Annotated in this window: 15 protein-coding genes and 1 pseudogene; 9 read left to right on the plus strand and 7 right to left on the minus strand. The window is 63.7% G+C overall.

The window, feature by feature from the left end; translation table 11 throughout:
- The first annotated feature begins 73 nt into the window (after positions 1-73).
- Positions 74-493 carry a large-conductance mechanosensitive channel protein MscL gene (mscL, locus tag ABIB24_RS07395; RefSeq protein ID WP_013974214.1) on the plus strand — a complete coding sequence of 140 codons (420 nt, stop codon included), beginning with the start codon at positions 74-76 and terminating at the stop codon, positions 491-493.
- A 135-nt stretch (positions 494-628) separates the two neighbouring features.
- Here the strand turns inward: mscL and ABIB24_RS07400 are convergent, their stop codons facing one another.
- A complete protein-coding gene (locus ABIB24_RS07400) occupies positions 629-1405 on the minus strand; it encodes a ferredoxin--NADP reductase (protein WP_286100569.1) in 777 nt (258 codons plus the stop codon).
- A 212-nt stretch (positions 1406-1617) separates the two neighbouring features.
- Between ABIB24_RS07400 and ABIB24_RS07405 the strand changes: the two genes are divergently transcribed.
- Entirely contained in the window at positions 1618-2325 is a 708-nt protein-coding gene (locus ABIB24_RS07405; protein ID WP_137162412.1) for an autoinducer binding domain-containing protein, read from the plus strand.
- A gap of 96 nt (positions 2326-2421) precedes the next feature.
- A complete protein-coding gene (locus tag ABIB24_RS07410; protein ID WP_137162413.1) occupies positions 2422-3546 on the plus strand; it encodes a methyltransferase in 1125 nt (374 codons plus the stop codon).
- A gap of 131 nt (positions 3547-3677) precedes the next feature.
- Here the strand turns inward: ABIB24_RS07410 and ABIB24_RS07415 are convergent, their stop codons facing one another.
- The 3 genes from ABIB24_RS07415 to ABIB24_RS07425 are packed head-to-tail and all read right to left on the minus strand — an operon-like array spanning position 3678 to position 6290.
- Entirely contained in the window at positions 3678-3833 is a 156-nt protein-coding gene (locus ABIB24_RS07415) for a DUF2474 domain-containing protein (RefSeq protein ID WP_008094148.1), read from the minus strand.
- Positions 3834-3842: 9 nt separating this feature from the next.
- Complete coding sequence (cydB, locus tag ABIB24_RS07420) at positions 3843-4850, minus strand: cytochrome d ubiquinol oxidase subunit II (protein ID WP_025340644.1); 1008 nt, start codon at positions 4848-4850, stop codon at positions 3843-3845.
- 3 nt (positions 4851-4853) lie between these two features.
- Positions 4854-6290: a cytochrome ubiquinol oxidase subunit I gene (locus tag ABIB24_RS07425; protein WP_025340645.1), complete on the minus strand. Its 1437-nt coding sequence runs from the start codon at positions 6288-6290 to the stop codon at positions 4854-4856.
- Positions 6291-6634: 344 nt separating this feature from the next.
- Between ABIB24_RS07425 and ABIB24_RS07430 the strand changes: the two genes are divergently transcribed.
- The 3 genes from ABIB24_RS07430 (at position 6635) to trmA (ending at position 10513) form a co-directional block, all read left to right on the plus strand.
- The gene (locus ABIB24_RS07430; RefSeq protein ID WP_137162414.1) at positions 6635-7855 is read left to right on the plus strand and encodes an MFS transporter; all 1221 of its coding nucleotides are present in this window, start codon (positions 6635-6637) and stop codon (positions 7853-7855) included.
- A gap of 280 nt (positions 7856-8135) precedes the next feature.
- The gene (locus ABIB24_RS07435; protein ID WP_015271803.1) at positions 8136-9431 is read left to right on the plus strand and encodes an NCS2 family permease; all 1296 of its coding nucleotides are present in this window, start codon (positions 8136-8138) and stop codon (positions 9429-9431) included.
- Positions 9428-10513 (plus strand): tRNA (uridine(54)-C5)-methyltransferase TrmA, encoded by a 1086-nt coding sequence (trmA, locus tag ABIB24_RS07440; RefSeq protein WP_354316254.1) that lies wholly within the window; start codon positions 9428-9430, stop codon positions 10511-10513. Before ABIB24_RS07435 ends, trmA begins: the two co-directional genes overlap by 4 nt.
- Positions 10514-10556: 43 nt before the next feature.
- Here trmA and pcaG read toward each other — a convergent pair whose 3' ends face one another.
- Positions 10557-11162: a protocatechuate 3,4-dioxygenase subunit alpha gene (gene pcaG, locus ABIB24_RS07445; RefSeq protein ID WP_015271805.1), complete on the minus strand. Its 606-nt coding sequence runs from the start codon at positions 11160-11162 to the stop codon at positions 10557-10559.
- 10 nt (positions 11163-11172) lie between these two features.
- Positions 11173-11892 (minus strand): protocatechuate 3,4-dioxygenase subunit beta, encoded by a 720-nt coding sequence (pcaH, locus tag ABIB24_RS07450; RefSeq protein WP_003251597.1) that lies wholly within the window; start codon positions 11890-11892, stop codon positions 11173-11175.
- A gap of 226 nt (positions 11893-12118) precedes the next feature.
- On the opposite strand from pcaH, the gene ypfJ reads away from it, so the two are divergent.
- From ypfJ to ABIB24_RS26805, 3 genes and pseudogenes are all read left to right on the plus strand, one after another.
- Positions 12119-13006 (plus strand): KPN_02809 family neutral zinc metallopeptidase, encoded by an 888-nt coding sequence (gene ypfJ, locus ABIB24_RS07455; RefSeq protein ID WP_025340648.1) that lies wholly within the window; start codon positions 12119-12121, stop codon positions 13004-13006.
- A 469-nt stretch (positions 13007-13475) separates the two neighbouring features.
- Positions 13476-14405 (plus strand): annotated as a pseudogene (locus ABIB24_RS26800) (methyl-accepting chemotaxis protein); the annotation flags it as partial.
- The gene (locus tag ABIB24_RS26805) at positions 14397-15260 is read left to right on the plus strand and encodes a methyl-accepting chemotaxis protein (RefSeq protein WP_414058112.1); all 864 of its coding nucleotides are present in this window, start codon (positions 14397-14399) and stop codon (positions 15258-15260) included. The pseudogene ABIB24_RS26800 and the gene ABIB24_RS26805, both read left to right, overlap by 9 nt.
- Before the next feature lie 130 nt (positions 15261-15390).
- Here ABIB24_RS26805 and ggt read toward each other — a convergent pair whose 3' ends face one another.
- Complete coding sequence (gene ggt, locus ABIB24_RS07465) at positions 15391-17058, minus strand: gamma-glutamyltransferase (RefSeq protein ID WP_025340650.1); 1668 nt, start codon at positions 17056-17058, stop codon at positions 15391-15393.
- Positions 17059-17163: the final 105 nt, after the last annotated feature.

Raw genomic sequence — 17163 nt, forward strand, 5'->3', positions numbered from 1 at the left:
CTGAGCACAACGCATGAAGCGTTTGAGTGGCTTACACTGCGTAAACCTTACCTTTTGTTACAAGGAACCAAACATGGGCATGATCAGTGAATTCAAGGCCTTCGCGGTCAAAGGCAATGTCGTCGACATGGCGGTCGGTATCATCATCGGCGCTGCCTTCGGCAAGATCGTCTCGTCTTTCGTCGGTGACGTGGTCATGCCGCCACTGGGCCTGTTGATCGGTGGCGTGGACTTCAGCGACCTGGCAATTACCCTGAAAGCTGCCGAAGGTGACGTTCCGGCGGTAGTGCTGGCGTATGGCAAGTTCATCCAGACCGTGATCGACTTCGTGATCGTGGCCTTTGCCATCTTCATGGGGGTGAAGGCGATCAACCAGCTCAAGCGTGAAGAGGCCGTGGCGCCGACTGCACCGCCTGTGCCGACTGCAGAAGAGACCTTGCTGACCGAGATCCGCGACTTGCTCAAGGCGCAGAATCAGAACCGCTTGCCTTGAGATTGCCAGGGGCTGCTTTGCAGCCCTGTCGCGACACAAGGCCGCTCCTACAAGGTTTTTGCATCTCCCAGGAAATAGCGGTTCCTGTAGGAGCGGCCTTGTGTCGCGATGGGCCGCAAAGCGGCCCCAACGGCCTTACCAGTAATTCTCCACAGCCACCTGCCCCGGCCGCTTGCTCAGGCTCAATTGCAGGTCGCGCGCCTTCAGTACCTTGCGCGTTTCATCAATCATCTCCGGGTTGCCACACAGCATCACCCGCGAATGTTCCGGCGACAGCTCCAGCCCCGCCGCCTTCTCCAGCCCGCCATTCTCGATCAGCGTGGTAATACGCTGGTTCAACGCCCCCGGGTGCGGTTCACGGGTCACCACCGGAATGAACTGCAACTTGCCGGCGAATTCGGCCAGGTAATCGCGCTGCTCCAGCCCAGCGATCTCATCCACATAGGCCAGCTCTTTCGCTTCGCGCACCGAGTACACCAGCTTGATGTTGTCGAAACGCTCCCAGGCCTCGAAGTCCTGCAGGATCGACATGAACGGCGCAATGCCAGTACCGGTCGCCAGCAACCACAGGTCGCGGCCACCAACGAAGCGGTCGAGGGTAAGGAAGCCGAAGGCCTGGCGGTCGATCAGCAGGGTATCGCCTGCCCCCAGTCGGCTCAGCTCGCTGGTGAATTCCCCGCCTGGCACCACGATGGAGAAGAAGTCGAGGTGCTCGTCATGCGGCGCGCTGACCATGGAATAGGCGCGCCACACCACGCTGCCATCGGCCTTGGTCACGCCAAGGCGGGCAAACTGGCCGGAACGGAAGCGGAACCCCGCATCGCGCGTAACCCGCAGGCTGAAGAGGTTCGGCGTGAGTGGCTGAACATCGAGCAGGGTCTGGCGGGTGAACTTTTCGGCGCTAGCGGTCATATCGGGCTCCAGGTTTGGCGTGCGCACAGTGTCGCGCAAAGTGGCGCGGATAAAAACCACTGCTTTGTAGGGCCTCATCTGCGGCGATCCTGCCGAAGTCGCATCGTATCCTGACCGCTATAACAAAAAAATCTCAGCACATTGGTAGGTCTTTTCCTACAATCATGCGGGCACCCAAACGGACTGGACCTGAGGCACAAGGAGTATTTCAGATGCGCCACTGGAAAACCGAGTATCTTTGTGCGTTCGACGCCGAACGCTGCCCACAGAAGTTGTTCGGCATGGCCGTGCATATGGCGCAGGATCTGGGCATGGAGTACGTGGGGCTGAACATTCGCATCCAGATCGCTACGCAAACACCCCACCTGTTCCTGTACAGCAACTACCCCAGTGAATGGATCGAGCGCTACCAGCGCGAAGACCTGTACAAGCAGGACCCGGCTGCCGATTTGAGCCACAAATCCACCATGCCTGTGCTATGGACCGATGACCTGTATCGCGAGGCTCCGCAATTTCGTGAAGCTGCCTGCCAGAGCGGTTTGCGCCATGGCTGGACGCAGTCATTGCACGACCAGCAGCACAACGAAAGCCAGATAAGCGTGGCCAGGTCCACCAAGCCCATCAGTATTGTCGAACTCTACAGAAAGGCCGGCAGTGTGCAGTGGCTGAGTCACAAACTGCATGAGGTGATCAGCGCACATCACCTCACTGCACTATGCCCGCCGCAGCCGAAGTTGAGCGATCGGGAACTGGAAGTGCTGAAATGGTCGGCCGCCGGCAAGACCGCCGCCGACGTTGCCTGCATCCTGTCACTGTCGCAAAGCACGATAAACTTCCATATCCGCAGTGTCATCACCAAGACCAACGCCGCCAACAAGGCCGCCGCCATCGCCATCGCCGCCCTGCGTGGCTGGATCTGACCTTCAAACCTGCGACCTTGGGCAAAGCCCTGTAGAATCGCCCGGCAAAGCCCGGGGCGAACCGCAACGGGCAGTTTCGTACCCGAGCCAGACGCCATGCCCCTGTTGACCACCCCATACGCCGAACTCGACCTGATCCGCCAGCCGGAACAGGCCAACGACCCGCTGCAGGCTTTCGATGCCGCCGACGAGTACCTGCTTGCGCAGCTGCACGAACAGGCTCCAGGGGCCGACTGCCGGGTACTGGTGCTCAATGACAGCTTCGGCGCCCTGGCCGCCAGCCTGGCGGGCAAGCTGCAGGTAGTCAGCAGTGGCGATTCACACCTGGCGCACCTGGCCCTGGAAAAGAACTTGGCACGCAACGGCCTGCCATTTGACAGTGTGCCGTTCGTGCCGGCCAGCGAACACTGGCAAGGCCCGTTCGACCGAGTACTGGTGCGCGTGCCCAAGACCCTGGCCCTGCTCGAAGAACAACTGATCCGCCTGCAAGGCCACCTGGCGCCCGGTGCGCAGGTGATTGCCGGGGCGATGATCAAGCACCTGCCACGGGCGGCCGGTGACCTGATGGAGAAGTACATCGGCCCGGTGCAAGCCTCGCTGGCACAGAAAAAGGCCCGCTTGCTGACCGCGACGGTGGCCGATCGGCCGGTCGCCCGCTCGCCCTACCCTAGCCGCTACCGCCTCGACGCGCCGGCGCTGGAGCTGCTGAACCACGCCAACGTGTTCTGCCGTGAGGGGCTGGATATCGGCACGCGGGCGTTCCTGCCGCACCTGCCCCGCGAACTGGGCCGCGCGCGGGTGGCGGACCTGGGCTGTGGCAACGGCGTGCTGGCGATCGCCAGCGCCCTGGCCAACCCGGATGCCCAATACACCCTGGTCGACGAGTCGTACATGGCGGTGCAATCGGCGCGGGAGAATTGGCAGGCCGCGCTGGGCGAGCGCCCGGCGGTGTTCGAGGCAGCCGATGGGTTGGCGGGGGTAGAGAAGCAATCGCTGGACGTGGTGCTGTGCAATCCGCCGTTCCACCAGCAGCAGGTGGTGGGCGATTTCCTCGCCTGGCGCATGTTCCAGCAGGCGCGTGAGGCGTTGGTGGTGGGTGGGGCGCTGTATATCGTGGGTAACCGGCACCTGGGCTATCACAGCAAGCTGGCGCGGTTGTTCCGAGGGGTGGAGCAGGTGGCGGCAACGCCCAAGTTCGTCATCCTTAAAGCCCGTAAATAGGCTTGGGGGCTGCTTTGCAGCCCATCGCGACACAAGGCCGCTCCTACAGGGAGACGCGACAATCTGAATGATCGCGGTCCCTGTAGGAGCGGCCTTGTGTCGCGAAAGGGGCGCAAAGCGCCCCCATTGGTTCAATGGGTGGTCAGCCCCGCAGCCCCCATGAACAGGCGCATCACGTAGGCCGCCACGCCCAGGGCCGCCACGCTCATCGCCCAGATCAGCAGCAGCCAGCCCAGGCGCTGCCACAGGGGTTTCTTCTCGTCCAAGCCATGCTTGCCGGTCATCATGCAGCCCTCCTAGTGATAGCCGTCTTCATGGGTCACCTTGCCGCGGAACACGTAGTAGCTCCAGAAGGTATACATGAGGATGAACGGCAGGATGAACAGTGTGCCCACCAGCATGAAGCCCTGGCTCTGCGGTGGTGCCGCGGCATCCCAGATCGAGATCGACGGCGGGATGATGTTCGGCCACAGGCTGATGCCCAGGCCGCTGTAACCGAGGAAGATCAGCACCAACGTCAGCAGGAACGGCGTGTAGTGCGCATTGCGCGCCACCGCCTTGAGCAACCCGTAGAAGGTCACCAGCACCAGGATCGGCACCGGCATGAACCAGACCAGGTTAGGCATGCTGAACCAGCGGTCGGCGATCTGCGGGTAGGCGATCGGTGTCCACAGGCTGACGATGCCGATCACTACCAGCAGCACCAGCGCCAGCGGCCGGGCGATGTCGTGCATCTTCTGCTGCAGCGACCCTTCGGTCTTCATGATCAGCCAGGTGCAGCCCAGCAGGGTGTAGGCAACGATCAGCCCCAGGCCACAGAACAGGCTGAACGGGGTCAGCCAGTCAAGGGTGCCACCGGCGAAATGCCGGTCGACCACCTTGAAGCCTTCGAGGAAGGCACCCAGCGCCACGCCCTGGAAGAAAGTGGCGATCAACGAACCCCAGATGAACGCCTTGTCCCAGATGTGGCGCTTGTCGGCCTTGGCCTTGAAGCGGAACTCGAAGGCCACGCCGCGGAAGATCAGGCCGATCAGCATCAGGATCAATGGCAGGTAAAGGGCCTCCAGCACTACCGAGTAAGCCATCGGGAACGCCCCGAACAGCCCGGCACCGCCCAGCACCAGCCAGGTCTCGTTACCGTCCCACACGGGGGCGACGGTGTTCATCATCACATCTCGGTCCTGCTCGCCCTTGACGAACGGGAAGAGCATGCCGATCCCCAGGTCGAAACCATCCATCACCACGTACATCATGACGCCGAAGATGATGATCACGGCCCAGATCAGCGAAAGGTCGATACCCATGGCTCAGTTCCCCTTGCTCAGGCTGGCGGAGTTGGCCTCTCGGCCATCATCGGCGGCGGACAGCGGCCGCGCCGGCGTGCGTTTGGTGCCAGGGCCACCAGGTTTGTGCTCGTCACCCTCACCGGTCTGCGGCCCTTTGCGCACCAGGCGCATCATGTAGCCAAGGCCAGTGCCGAACAGGGCGAAGTACACCACCACGAAGGCCACCAGGGTGAAGCCGAGCTGGGCGTAACTGTGGTTGGACACACCGTCTGCCGTGCGCATCAGGCCATACACCACCCAGGGCTGGCGGCCGATTTCGGTGGTGAACCAGCCGGCCAGCAGCGCGATCAGCCCGGAAGGTCCCATCCACAGGGCCAGGTACAGGAACGGCCGCGAGGTGTAGAGCGTGCCGCGCTTGCGCAGCCAGAGGCTCCACAGGCCGACGAAGATCATCAGGAAGCCCAGCCCGACCATGATCCGGAACGACCAGAAGACGATGGTCGAGTTGGGCCGGTCTTCGGGCGGGAACTCCTTCATCGCCGGCACCTGCTTGTCCAGGCTGTGGGTCAGGATCAGGCTGCCGAGCGCCGGGATCTCGAGCTTGAAGCGGGTGGTTTCGGCCTGCATGTCGGGAATGCCGAACAAGATCAGCGGGGTCGGCTCACCGGGCACGTTCTCCCAGTGGCCTTCGATCGCGGCGATTTTCACCGGCTGGTGCTTGAGCGTGTTGAGGCCATGGAAGTCACCGATCACCGCCTGGATCGGGGCGACGATCAGCGCCATCCACATGGCCATCGACAGCATCTTGCGCACCGCCGGGTTGTCACGCCCGCGCAGCAGGTGCCAGGCCGCCGAGGCACCGACGAAGAACGCGGTGGCAACGAATGCGGCCGTGGCCATGTGCATCAGGCGGTAGGGGAACGAGGGGTTGAATACCACCGCCAGCCAGTCCACCGGCACCACCCGGCCATCGATGATCTCGTGGCCTTGCGGGGTCTGCATCCAACTGTTGGAGGCAAGGATCCAGAAGGTCGAGACCAGGGTGCCGAGCGCCACCATCACCGTGGAGAAGAAGTGCAGTCCACGGCCGACGCGGTTCCAGCCAAACAGCATGACCCCCAGGAAGCCAGCCTCGAGGAAGAACGCGGTCAGCACCTCGTAGGTGAGCAGCGGACCGGTAATGGCGCCGGCGAAGTCGGAGAAGCGGCTCCAGTTGGTACCGAACTGGTAGGCCATGACCAGGCCGGAAACCACCCCCATGCCGAAGTTGACGGCGAAGATTTTCGACCAGAAGTGATAAAGGTCACGGTAGACCTGGTTGTTGGTCCGCAGCCAGAGGCCTTCGAGGACTGCCAGGTAGCTCGCCAGGCCAATGGTGATGGCCGGGAACAGGATATGGAACGACACGGTAAAGGCAAACTGCATTCGGGCGAGCTCTAAGGCCTCTATTCCGAACATGGTGCTTCCTCTTCAGATAATCCGGCGTCCGGGCCGCTGGCCCCGTCGCCCACTGCCCCCACGGTAGTCGAGTGCGGCGCGTTGGAATTGTTCTGTTCGATCGCAGGGATTTCGGCCCAAGGGCCCGATCGTTACATCTGGAACGATTGACCCAGATCAACGATTGCTAGGAAGCATAGTCCTGAATGGCCCGCCGGGCCGTGTGGTTGATTGCCGCGTGACCGGTTGCCCCACCCCCTTTCATGACGCGTGAAAAAGTGCCGACCCCGGCAAACAGTAACCGTTTGTTACAAACAGATGATACGCTGCGCACCCCTCTACTGCGCCGAGGCCCCTGGTTTCCGATGTCCGATTCCGCACCGCAGTTGTTGCGTCACCACCGCCCTTTCCTGGCCTTCTGGCTGGCCCGCGTGTTCACCGCCAGCGGCTTCCAGATGCTCACCGTGGCCATTGGCTGGCACCTCTACCAATTGACCGGCAATGTGCTGGACCTGGGCCTGGTCGGCCTGGTCGAGTTCGCCCCACGGGTGCTGTTCATGCTCCACACCGGGCATGTCGCCGACCGCTATGACCGGCGCAAGGTCGCTGCGCTGTGCCAGAGCCTGCAGGGGCTGATAGCCCTGGCACTGGCGCTGGGCAGTGCCACCGACAACGTCACCCGCGAGCTGATCTTCGCCCTCGCCTTCCTGCTCGGTGCCACGCGTTCGTTCGAAATGCCGGCGACCCAGGCGCTGCTGCCCAACGTGGTACCGGCCGGGCTGTTCCCACGCGCGGTGGCGGCTTCGGCCTCGGCCACCCAGTCGGCAACCATTGTGGCGCCGGCGGTGGGCGGTTTCCTGTATGCCTTCGGCAGCATCTGGGTATACGGCCCCACCGTGGCCCTGTACGCCATCGCCTGTATGCTGACCCTGAGCCTGCAGGCGCGCGGCCAAGTGGCCCAGCGCGGGCGCGCCAGCATCGAATCGCTGCTGGCCGGCATCCGCTTCATTCGCAGCCGGCCCGACATCCTCGGCGCCATCTCGCTGGACCTGTTCGCCGTACTGCTGGGCGGGGCCACCGCGCTGCTGCCGGTGTTCGCCAAGGACATCCTGCTGACCGGCCCGCTGGGCCTCGGCCTGCTGCGCTCGGCGCCGGCGGTGGGGGCGTTGCTGATGTCGCTGTGGCTGGCGCGCTTCCCGTTCGAGCGCAACGTGGGGCGGACCATGTTCACGGCAGTGGGCGTGTTCGGCGTGGCGACCATCGCCTTCGGCCTGTCGACCTCGTTCTGGTTCTCGCTGGCAGTGCTGGTGGTGCTGGGCGCGGCAGACATGATCAGCATGGTTATCCGCGGCGCCTTCGTGCAGCTGGAGACGCCGGATGAAATGCGCGGGCGGGTGAGCGCGGTGAACGGCTTGTTCATTGGTGCCTCGAATCAGCTCGGCGAGTTCGAATCGGGGGTGACCGCGCACTGGTTTGGCACAGTGCCGGCGGTGGTGCTGGGTGGGGTGGGCACTTTGGTGGTGACCGGGGTGTGGATAAAGCTGTTCCCGACACTGGCCAAGCGGGACCGGTTGCATAATGGTTGATCTGTAGCCTATACCGGCCCTTTCGCGGGTAAACCCGCTCCCACAAGGACCGCGCTGCCTTCAGATCTGGTGGAGTACCTGTGGGAGCGGGTTCACCCGCGAATAGGCCGGCACAGGGAAAAAATTACCATTCCCCAACGGCCATAGGCCCCCGCCAAGCATGCTGGTATGATGCGCGGCTTTTTTCCGCCCCACACAAAACCACGGCAACCGGTACGGTCTGTGCTTTGCTGATGGGGTCGATACATTCATGGCGCCGGGGGCGCCTTGGGGAGCGGGCATGCTGGAAAGGCTGTTTCAACTAAAAGCACACAACACCAATGTGCGCACCGAGATTCTCGCGGGCGTCACCACCTTCCTGGCCATGGCCTACATCCTGTTCGTCAACCCGAGCATCCTCGGCGAGACCGGCATGGACAAGGGCGCGATCTTCGTCGCCACCTGCCTGGCCGCGGCCATCGGCTCGGTGACCATGGGCCTGATCGCCAACTACCCGATCGCCCTGGCGCCGGGCATGGGCCTGAACGCGTTCTTCACCTACACCGTGGTCCTGCACATGGGCCACACCTGGCAGGTGGCACTGGGTGCGGTGTTCCTGTCGGCGGTGATGTTCTTCCTGCTGTCGATCTTCCGCATCCGCGAATGGATCGTGAACAGCATCCCGCTGCCGCTGCGTTCGGCCATTGCCGCGGGTATCGGCCTGTTCCTGGCATTGATCGCCCTGCATAACGCAGGCATCGTCGTCGATAACCCAGCCACCCTGGTGGGCCTGGGCGACCTCAAGCAGCCGGCACCGATCCTCGCCACCCTGGGCTTCTTCCTGATCGTCGGCCTCGAGTCGCTGAAAGTGCGCGGCGCCGTGCTGATCGGCATTCTCGCCGTCACCATCGCCTCGATCCTGATGGGCGTGACGCCCTTCGGCGGCGTGGTCTCGATGCCGCCATCGCTGGCCCCGACCTTCCTGCAGCTGGACATCGCCGGCGCGCTGGACGTGGGCCTGGTCAGCGTGATCTTCGCCTTCCTGTTCGTCGACCTGTTCGACAACTCCGGCACCCTGATCGGCGTGGCCAAGCGCGCCGGGCTGATGGGCAAGGACGGCCACATGCCGAAGATGGGCCGTGCCCTGATCGCCGACAGTACCGCAGCCATGGCCGGCTCCCTGCTGGGCACCTCGACCACCACCAGCTACATCGAATCCGCCGCCGGCGTGAGCGCCGGTGGCCGCACCGGCCTGACCGCCATCGTGGTCGCCGTGCTGTTCCTGCTGGCGCTGTTCTTCGCCCCGCTGGCCGGTAGCGTGCCGGCCTTCGCCACCGCCCCGGCGCTGCTGTTCGTCGCGGTGCTGATGGCCTCGGGCCTGGCAGAAATAAACTGGGACGACGTCACCGAAGCCGCACCGGTGGTAGTGACCGCCCTGGCCATGCCGCTGACCTACTCGATCGCCAACGGCATCGCCTTCGGCTTCATTTCCTGGACCGCCGTCAAGCTGATCTCCGGCCGCCACCGCGACCTGAACCCGGCCCTGGTGATCCTTTCCATCCTGTTCGTCATCAAGCTGGGCTGGTTCAACGCATGAGTGCTGCTTTCGACCCCTCCTCCTACACCACCCAGCTGGACGCCAAGGTGGCCCGGCTGCGCGAGCTGCTGGCGCCGTTCGGCGCGCCGGAGCCGGCTGTTTTCGACTCGCCACGCGAGCATTACCGCCTGCGCGCCGAATTCCGCCTGTGGCGCGAGGATGGCCAGCGCCACTACGCCATGTTCGCCCCGGGCGAGAAGCACAAGGCGATCCTGATCGACGATTTCCCCATCGCCAGCCAGCGCATCAATGCACTGATGCCACGCCTGAAGGCGGCCTGGCAGGCCAGCGAGGAACTGGGCAACCGCCTGTTCCAGGTGGAGTTCCTCACCACCCTGGCCGGCGATGCCATGGTCACCCTGTGCTACCACCGCCCGTTGGACGCGGCGTGGGAAACGGCCGCACGGCAGCTGGCCGAAGACCTGGGCGTGAGCATCATCGGCCGCTCCAAGGGCAAGCGCCTGGTCATCGGCCGTGACTACGCGGTGGAAAAACTCGACGTCGCTGGCCGTGTGTTCAGCTACCGCCAGCCGGAAGGCGCGTTCACCCAGCCCAACGGCGCGGTGAACCAGAAGATGCTGAGCTGGGCCTTCGAGGCCATCGGCGAGCGCGACGACGACCTGCTGGAGCTGTACTGCGGCAACGGCAACTTCACCCTGCCGCTGGCCACCCGCGTGCGCCAGGTGCTGGCCACGGAAATCAGCAAGACCTCGGTCAATGCCGCGCTGAGCAACCTCGACGAGAACGCTGTGGATAACGTGCGGCTGGTGCGCCTGTCGGCAGAAGAGCTGACCCAGGCACTGAATGAGGTACGGCCGTTCCGCCGGCTGGAAGGCATCGACCTGAAGAGCTACGAGTTCGGTACGGTGTTCGTCGACCCGCCGCGGGCGGGGATGGACCCGGATACCTGCGAGCTGACCCGGCGTTTCGAGCGGATCCTGTACATCTCGTGCAACCCGGAGACGCTGGCGGCGAACATTGCCCAGTTGCAGGACACCCACCGCATCGAGCGGTGTGCGTTATTTGACCAGTTCCCGTATACCCACCATATGGAGAGTGGGGTTTTGCTGGTTCGGCGCTGACCTTCAGATCGCCGGGGCTGCTTTGCAGCCCCCGAGGCCCGACTCAGAAGTCGAAGAACACCGTCTCCCCTTCCCCCTGAATACGGATATCGAAGCGATACGCCGTCTTCCCGTCCACCTCGCAACGCTTGGCCACCAGGGTCTCGCGCCGCTGCGGCTGCTCGATCAGGTTGAGCACCGGGCACTTGGCATTGGCCTCGGCCTCGTCATCGAAATACAGCCGCGTGTGCAGGTGGATGTTGATCCCCCGGGCAAACAGGCTGATGTTGATGTGCGGCGCCATCGGCACGCCCGCAGCGTTGTTCACCACACCCGGCTTGACCGTGTGCAGGGTCCACTCACCGGCATCGAAGGTGGTGGCGGTGCGGCCGAAGCTGTTGAAAGCGTTTTCCAGATTGTAGGCATCCTGGTACTCGCCGTTGGCATCGGCTTGCCACACTTCCAGGAACGAATCGCGCACCAGGTGGCCGTTACCGTCATACACCTGGCCGATCAGCAGGATGTGCTCGCCCGGCGCGTCCGGCTTGGCCAGGCGGTTCCAGATTTCCTGGTCGCGGGTCGGGTTGCCGGCCGCTTCCAGGGCCAGGCCGATGTGCACGTAGGGGCCGGCGGTCTGCGAAGGGGTTTCCGGCAGCAGTTCGATTGGCATGGCGGGGTCCTCAGCAGTTTTCGAAGTGGGTCTTGCGCTGGCCGCGCAGCACGATGTCGAAGCGGTAGGCCAGGCAGTCCATCGGGTTGGCGTTGCTCATGTCGAGCTTGGCGATCAACTGCTGCACGGCTTGCGGGTTGGCGATCGACTTGACGATCGGGCACATCGGGATCAGCGGGTCACCCTCGAAGTACAGCTGGGTGATCAGCTTGGTGGCGATCGACGGGCCGCTGATGGCGAAGTGGATGTGCGCCGGGCGCCAGTCGTTCGGGCCGTTGCGCCATGGGTACGGGCCCGGCTTGATGGTGCGGAAGCTGTAGTAGCCATCACGGTCGGTCAGGCAACGGCCGACGCCACCGAAGTTCGGGTCCAGCGGCGCCAGGTAGCGGTCGTTCTTGTGACGGTAGCGGCCGCCGGCATTGGCCTGCCACATTTCCACCAGGGTATTCGGCACAGGCTTGCCGTACTGGTCGACGACACGGCCGGCGACGATGATGCGCTCGCCGATCGGCAAGCCGCCGTTGTTGAAGTTCAGCAGCAGGTCATGGTCATGGGCGCCGAAGCCCAGGTGGGAAAAGTCCGGGCCGGTGGTTTCGCTGATCGACTGCGGGATGCTGACCAGTGCCTGGCGCGGCGAGCGGGCAATGGACGTCTTGTAGTCAGGCGTAAGGGCTTTCGGGTGCCAGTTGCGATCACGGATCACGAAGCGGCTGTTGTCCTGGGCGGGCATGCCGGTTTCCTCTCTTGGAATTATGGAAATGCGCGGGGGGTTCTTTGAAACCCTGTCGCGGGCAAGCCCGCTCCCACATGCAGTTTCAGGCAGGTAGCGTGCAATGAATATTGAAATCAGCCACATCAAACATAACCATTTGGTTATGCATAAGCACCTTGGCCTGACACTCGTCGCCGTCGTGGACTAATCTTTGTCTTCTTGTTTCACGCTCCGGAGAGCATTCATGGATTGGCGAAAAGGCCGACGCAGCGACAATGTGGTCGATGCCCGAGGCGAAGGTGGTGGCGGCGGCATGCGTTTCGGCGGCGGCAAGGGGCTGGGGCTTGGTGCGGTGCTGCTGATTGTCGGCATCGGCTGGCTCACCGGCCAGGACCCGTTGCAGATTCTTGGCCAGCTCGCCGGCCAGATGGAGCAGCAACAACAGCAGGCACCCAGCAGCGCGGGCGGCAAGGCCCCGCCGGCCAACGACCAGCAGGCCGAGTTCGTCGCCTCGATCCTGGGCGACACCGAAGACACCTGGAAAGCCCTGTTCGCCGAGGGCGGCAAGCAGTACCGCGACCCCAAGCTGGTGCTGTTCAGCGGCCAGGTCAATTCGGCCTGTGGCTTTGCCTCGGCGGCGGTGGGGCCGTTCTACTGCCCGGCAGACCAACGGGTCTACCTGGACATGTCGTTCTTCCGCGAAATGGAAACCCGCTTCGCAGCAGCCGGCGACTTTGCCCAGGCCTACGTGATCGCCCACGAAATCGGCCATCACGTACAGACCCTGCTGGGCGTGTCGGCCAAGGTCGATGCCGCGCGTCGTAGTGGCCAGCGCATGGAAGGCGACAATGGCCTGCTGGTGCGCCAGGAGCTGCAGGCCGACTGCCTGGCCGGGGTATGGGCCTACCAGGCGCAGAAGCGCCTGAACTGGCTGGAACCGGGCGACGTCGAAGAGGCACTGAACGCGGCCAATGCCATTGGCGATGACCGCCTGCAGCAGCAAGGCCGCGGGCGCGTGGTACCAGACTCGTTCACCCACGGCACCTCGGCGCAGCGGGTGCGCTGGTTCAAGGCCGGGTTTGCCGAGGGCGAAGTGAACCGCTGCGATACCTTCAGCGCGCGCAACCTTTGAATAGCTTCCAAAACCGACGCGATCCCTGTAGGAGCGGCTTTAGCCGCGAACACCGGCAAAGCCGGTGCCATCCACCGCGTCGCCTGCTTCGCGGGCACGCCCGCTCCCACAGGTAAATCGCTGCCCTTGAAGTTGGCGCTATCCCTGTGGGAGCGGGCATGCCCGCGAAGGGCTGCAGAGCAGCCCCAATCAAGCCAGTTACAAATCTGCTGAAAAAGCGTTTCAGCTTCCTCCATCACTGCCGATAACCCCTGCACGAATCAGCGGGCATCCAGAACAACAACGCCTGGCGATCGAAGATCAAGCGAGCGAAAACAACTTCTGGAGAGCGTGCATGAACAGCTGGTTCGCCAACATCAGCGTCAACCTCAAACTCGGCCTGGGCTTCGGCCTGGTACTGATCCTCACCGGCCTGCTGGCCCTGACCGGCTGGACCAGCCTGGGCAGCCTGATCGACCGCAGCAACTGGATGGGTGATATCGGCCAGCTCAACAAGGACCTGACCGACCTGCGCATTGCCCGCCTGCAGTACATGATCGCCAACGGCGACGATGCCGCCGCCGCCAACACCCAGACCAAGCTGGACGCCTTCAGCAAGCAGCAGGCCTACCTGGCCAGCACCTTCAAGAGCCCGGAAAACATCAAGCTGCTGGGTGAACTGGGCGAGACCATCAGCGCCTACAAGGTGTCGCTGAACAAGATGCGCCAGGGCTACGACGCCACCCGCACCGCGCGCACGGCCATGGACGGTTCAGCCAGCCGCGCCGACCAGGCCATGGACGCCCTCAGCCAGGAAGTCATGGCGCGCCCCGAAGCCGACAGCGTGCGCCTGGCCCAGTACCAGCTGGTCAGCAAGGCCCGCCAGCAACTGCTGCAGGTGCGCATCGACGTACGCGGCTACATTGCCGAAAACAGCGCTGCCAACGAGCAGGCCGCCCTGCGCCAGCTGGACGCCGCCCTGGCCGAAATCGACAATCTCAAGCGCCAGCTGCCGGCCGAAGACACACGCCTGCAACAGTTCGAAGGCTCGGTGCTGGCCTACCGTGACGCCGTGCGCCAGTTCCGCGATGCGGTCGCCAACATCACCACTGCGCGCGCCGAAATGACCGTGCAGGGCGCCGACATCGTCAAGCGCAGCGACGCTCTGTACCAGATCCAGCTGCAGCGCCGCGACATCGAAAGCACCCAGGCTCGCAGCCTGCAGGCCATTGCCACGCTGCTGGCGCTGCTGGTCGGCGTGCTGGCGGCAGTGCTGATCACCCGGCAGATCACCCGCCCGCTGCGCGACACCATGGTGGCAGTGGAAAAGATCGCCAGCGGCGACCTTACCCAGCACCTGCGCGTCACCCGCCGCGACGAACTGGGCGTGCTGCAACAAGGCATCGCCCGCATGGGCACCACTTTGCGCGAGCTGATCAGCGGCATCCGCGACGGCGTCACCCAGATCGCCAGCGCTGCCGAGGAATTGTCGGCGGTGACCGAGCAGACCAGCGCCGGCGCCAACAGCCAGAAGGTCGAGACCGACCAGGTGGCCACCGCCATGCACGAAATGGCCGCTACCGTTCAGGAAGTGGCGCGCAATGCCGAACAGGCCTCGCATGCCGCCACCGGTGCCGATGACGAAGCCCGTGCCGGCGACCGCGTGGTGGGCGAAGCAATTGGCCAGATCGAACGCCTGGCCGAGGACATGCACCGCTCCACCGAAGCCATGAACTTGCTGCAGCAGGAAAGCCAGAAGATCGGCAGCGTGATGGACGTGATCAAGTCGGTGGCCGAACAGACCAACCTGCTTGCACTTAACGCAGCGATCGAGGCGGCGCGTGCCGGCGAGGCCGGCCGTGGTTTTGCCGTGGTTGCCGATGAAGTGCGCGGCCTGGCCCAGCGCACGCAGAAATCCACCGAAGAGATCGAAGAGCTGATCGCCAGCCTGCAGCATGGGACCCAGCAAGTGGCTACGGCCATGCAAGGCAGCCGTACCCTGACCGACAGCAGCGTCGAGCTGGCGCGCAAGGCCGGGGCTTCGCTGGAGAGCATCACCAGTACGGTGTCGAGCATCCAGTCGATGAACCAGCAGATTGCCGCAGCGGCGGAACAGCAGAGTGCGGTGGCGGAGGAGATCAGCCGCAGCATCCTGAATGTGCGCGATGTGTCGGAGCAGACGGCGGCGGCCAGTGACGAGACGGCGGCGTCCAGCGTGGAGCTGGCGCGGTTGGGTGGGCAGTTGCAGACGTTGGTCAGCCAGTTCCGCGTCTGATCCTGGAATCTGGGGCCGCTTTGCGGCCCATCGCGACACAAGGCCGCTCCTACAAGGGACCGCGATCTCCTGTAGGAGCGGCCTTGTGTCGCGAAAGGAGGGTAAAGCCCTCCCAGCGATGGAACAGGTATTACTTGACGATCATCCCTACACCACGCCCACGCGGATCCGAAGCGGTCTCCAGCTTCGTCCCATCAACCCGGATCGCCTGGATATCCCCCATTTCCCAGCCCTGGTCCTCCAGCACATAGCCCATCTTCTTCAGTTCATCAGCCACCGGCCCGGTCAGCGGCGCATAGCTGTCGAAGTAGATGGTGTCCTTGGGCAGCAACTGATGGTGCACGCGCTGCGCCGCCACCGCCTTGTCCAGCGGCATGTCGTAGTCGTACAGGTTGTTCATCACCTGGAAGATCGAGGTGAAGATCCGCGAGCCACCCGGGGTACCGATGACCAGCTCGACCTTGCCATCACGGGTCATCAGGCTGGGGCTCATGGACGACAGCATGCGCTTGCCCGGGGCGATGGCATTGGCATCGCCGCCAACCACACCAAAGGCGTTCGCCGCACCCGGCTTGGCGCTGAAATCGTCCATCTCGTCGTTGAGCAGGAAGCCGGCGCCTTTCACCACCACACCACTGCCGTAGTCGAGGTTGAGGGTGTAGGTGTTGCTGACCGCATTGCCCTGCTTGTCGACGATCGAGAAGTGCGTGGTCTGGTGCGGCTCCAGGCCCGGCTTGACCTTGTCGGTGTCGGAAATGGCCTTCGGGTTGACCTGCGCGGCGCGCTTGGCCAGGTAATCCTTGGCCACCAGCTGATCCACTGGCACTTTGGTGAAGGCCGGGTCGCCAAGGTAATCGGCGCGGTCGGCGAACACACGCTTCTCGATCTCGGCCAACAGGTGTATGTACTGCGCCGAGTTGTGCGCCACACCCTTGAAGTCCGCCGCGCGGTTTTCCTTGATGCCCAGCAGCTGGGCCAGGGCGACGCCACCGGAGCTTGGCGGTGGCGCGGTATACACCACGTTGCCACGCCAGCTCACAGCCATCGGCTCACGCCAAACGGCCTTGTAGTCCTTGAGGTCCTGTTTGGTGATCAGGCCCTTGTCGGCCTGCATCTGCGCCACCAGCAGGTCGGCGGTCTTGCCCTGGTAGAACTCGCTCACGCCCTTGTCGGCGATGCGTTCCAGGGTCTGGGCCATTTCCGGTTGCTTGAACAGCTCGCCGACCTTCATGTTGCCGAAGTAGTCGTTGAAATTGGTCGCGGTCTTGAACATGCCCTGGGCATCGTTGCGGTACTGGTACTGCTTTGCGGCCACCTTGAAGCCGTTTTTCGCATAGCCGATGGCTGGGGTCAGCAGCTCGCTCCAGGGCAGCTTGCCGAACTTCTGGTGCGCCTCCCACAACCCCATCACCGTGCCCGGTACGCCAGCAGCGCGTGCCCCGACCAGGCTGAGGTTCTCGATGACCTCACCCTTTTCGTCCAGGTACATGTTGCGCGTGGCGGCCTGGGGCGCGACTTCGCGGTAGTCGAGGAAGTAGGGTTTGCCGTCGACGAACAGGGTCATGAACCCGCCACCGCCGATGTTGCCGGCCTCGGGATAAGTCACCGCCAGGGTGAAAGCCGTGGCCACTGCCGCATCCACCGCGTTGCCGCCTTTCTTGAGGATGTCGGCGGCCACCTGTGCACCATATTGATCGGGCGCGGCCACCGCGCCGCCCTCAAGGTTGGCGGCATGAACCGAGGAACAGCTCAGGATCGCGGCTGCGAGAGCCAGGTACTGGAACGGAGCAATACGCATGACACTTCCTTGGTGTTGTTTTTGTTGAGCAGTCAGTAAGGCCGAAGCGCTTCGACTGTGCAATCAACCGCAGGAAGTTTCGCCGCCTGTGGACAGGATCTGTCG

It is taken from the genome of Pseudomonas sp. UYEF17 (assembly GCF_040546125.1).
Lineage (GTDB): Bacteria > Pseudomonadota > Gammaproteobacteria > Pseudomonadales > Pseudomonadaceae > Aquipseudomonas > Aquipseudomonas putida_Z.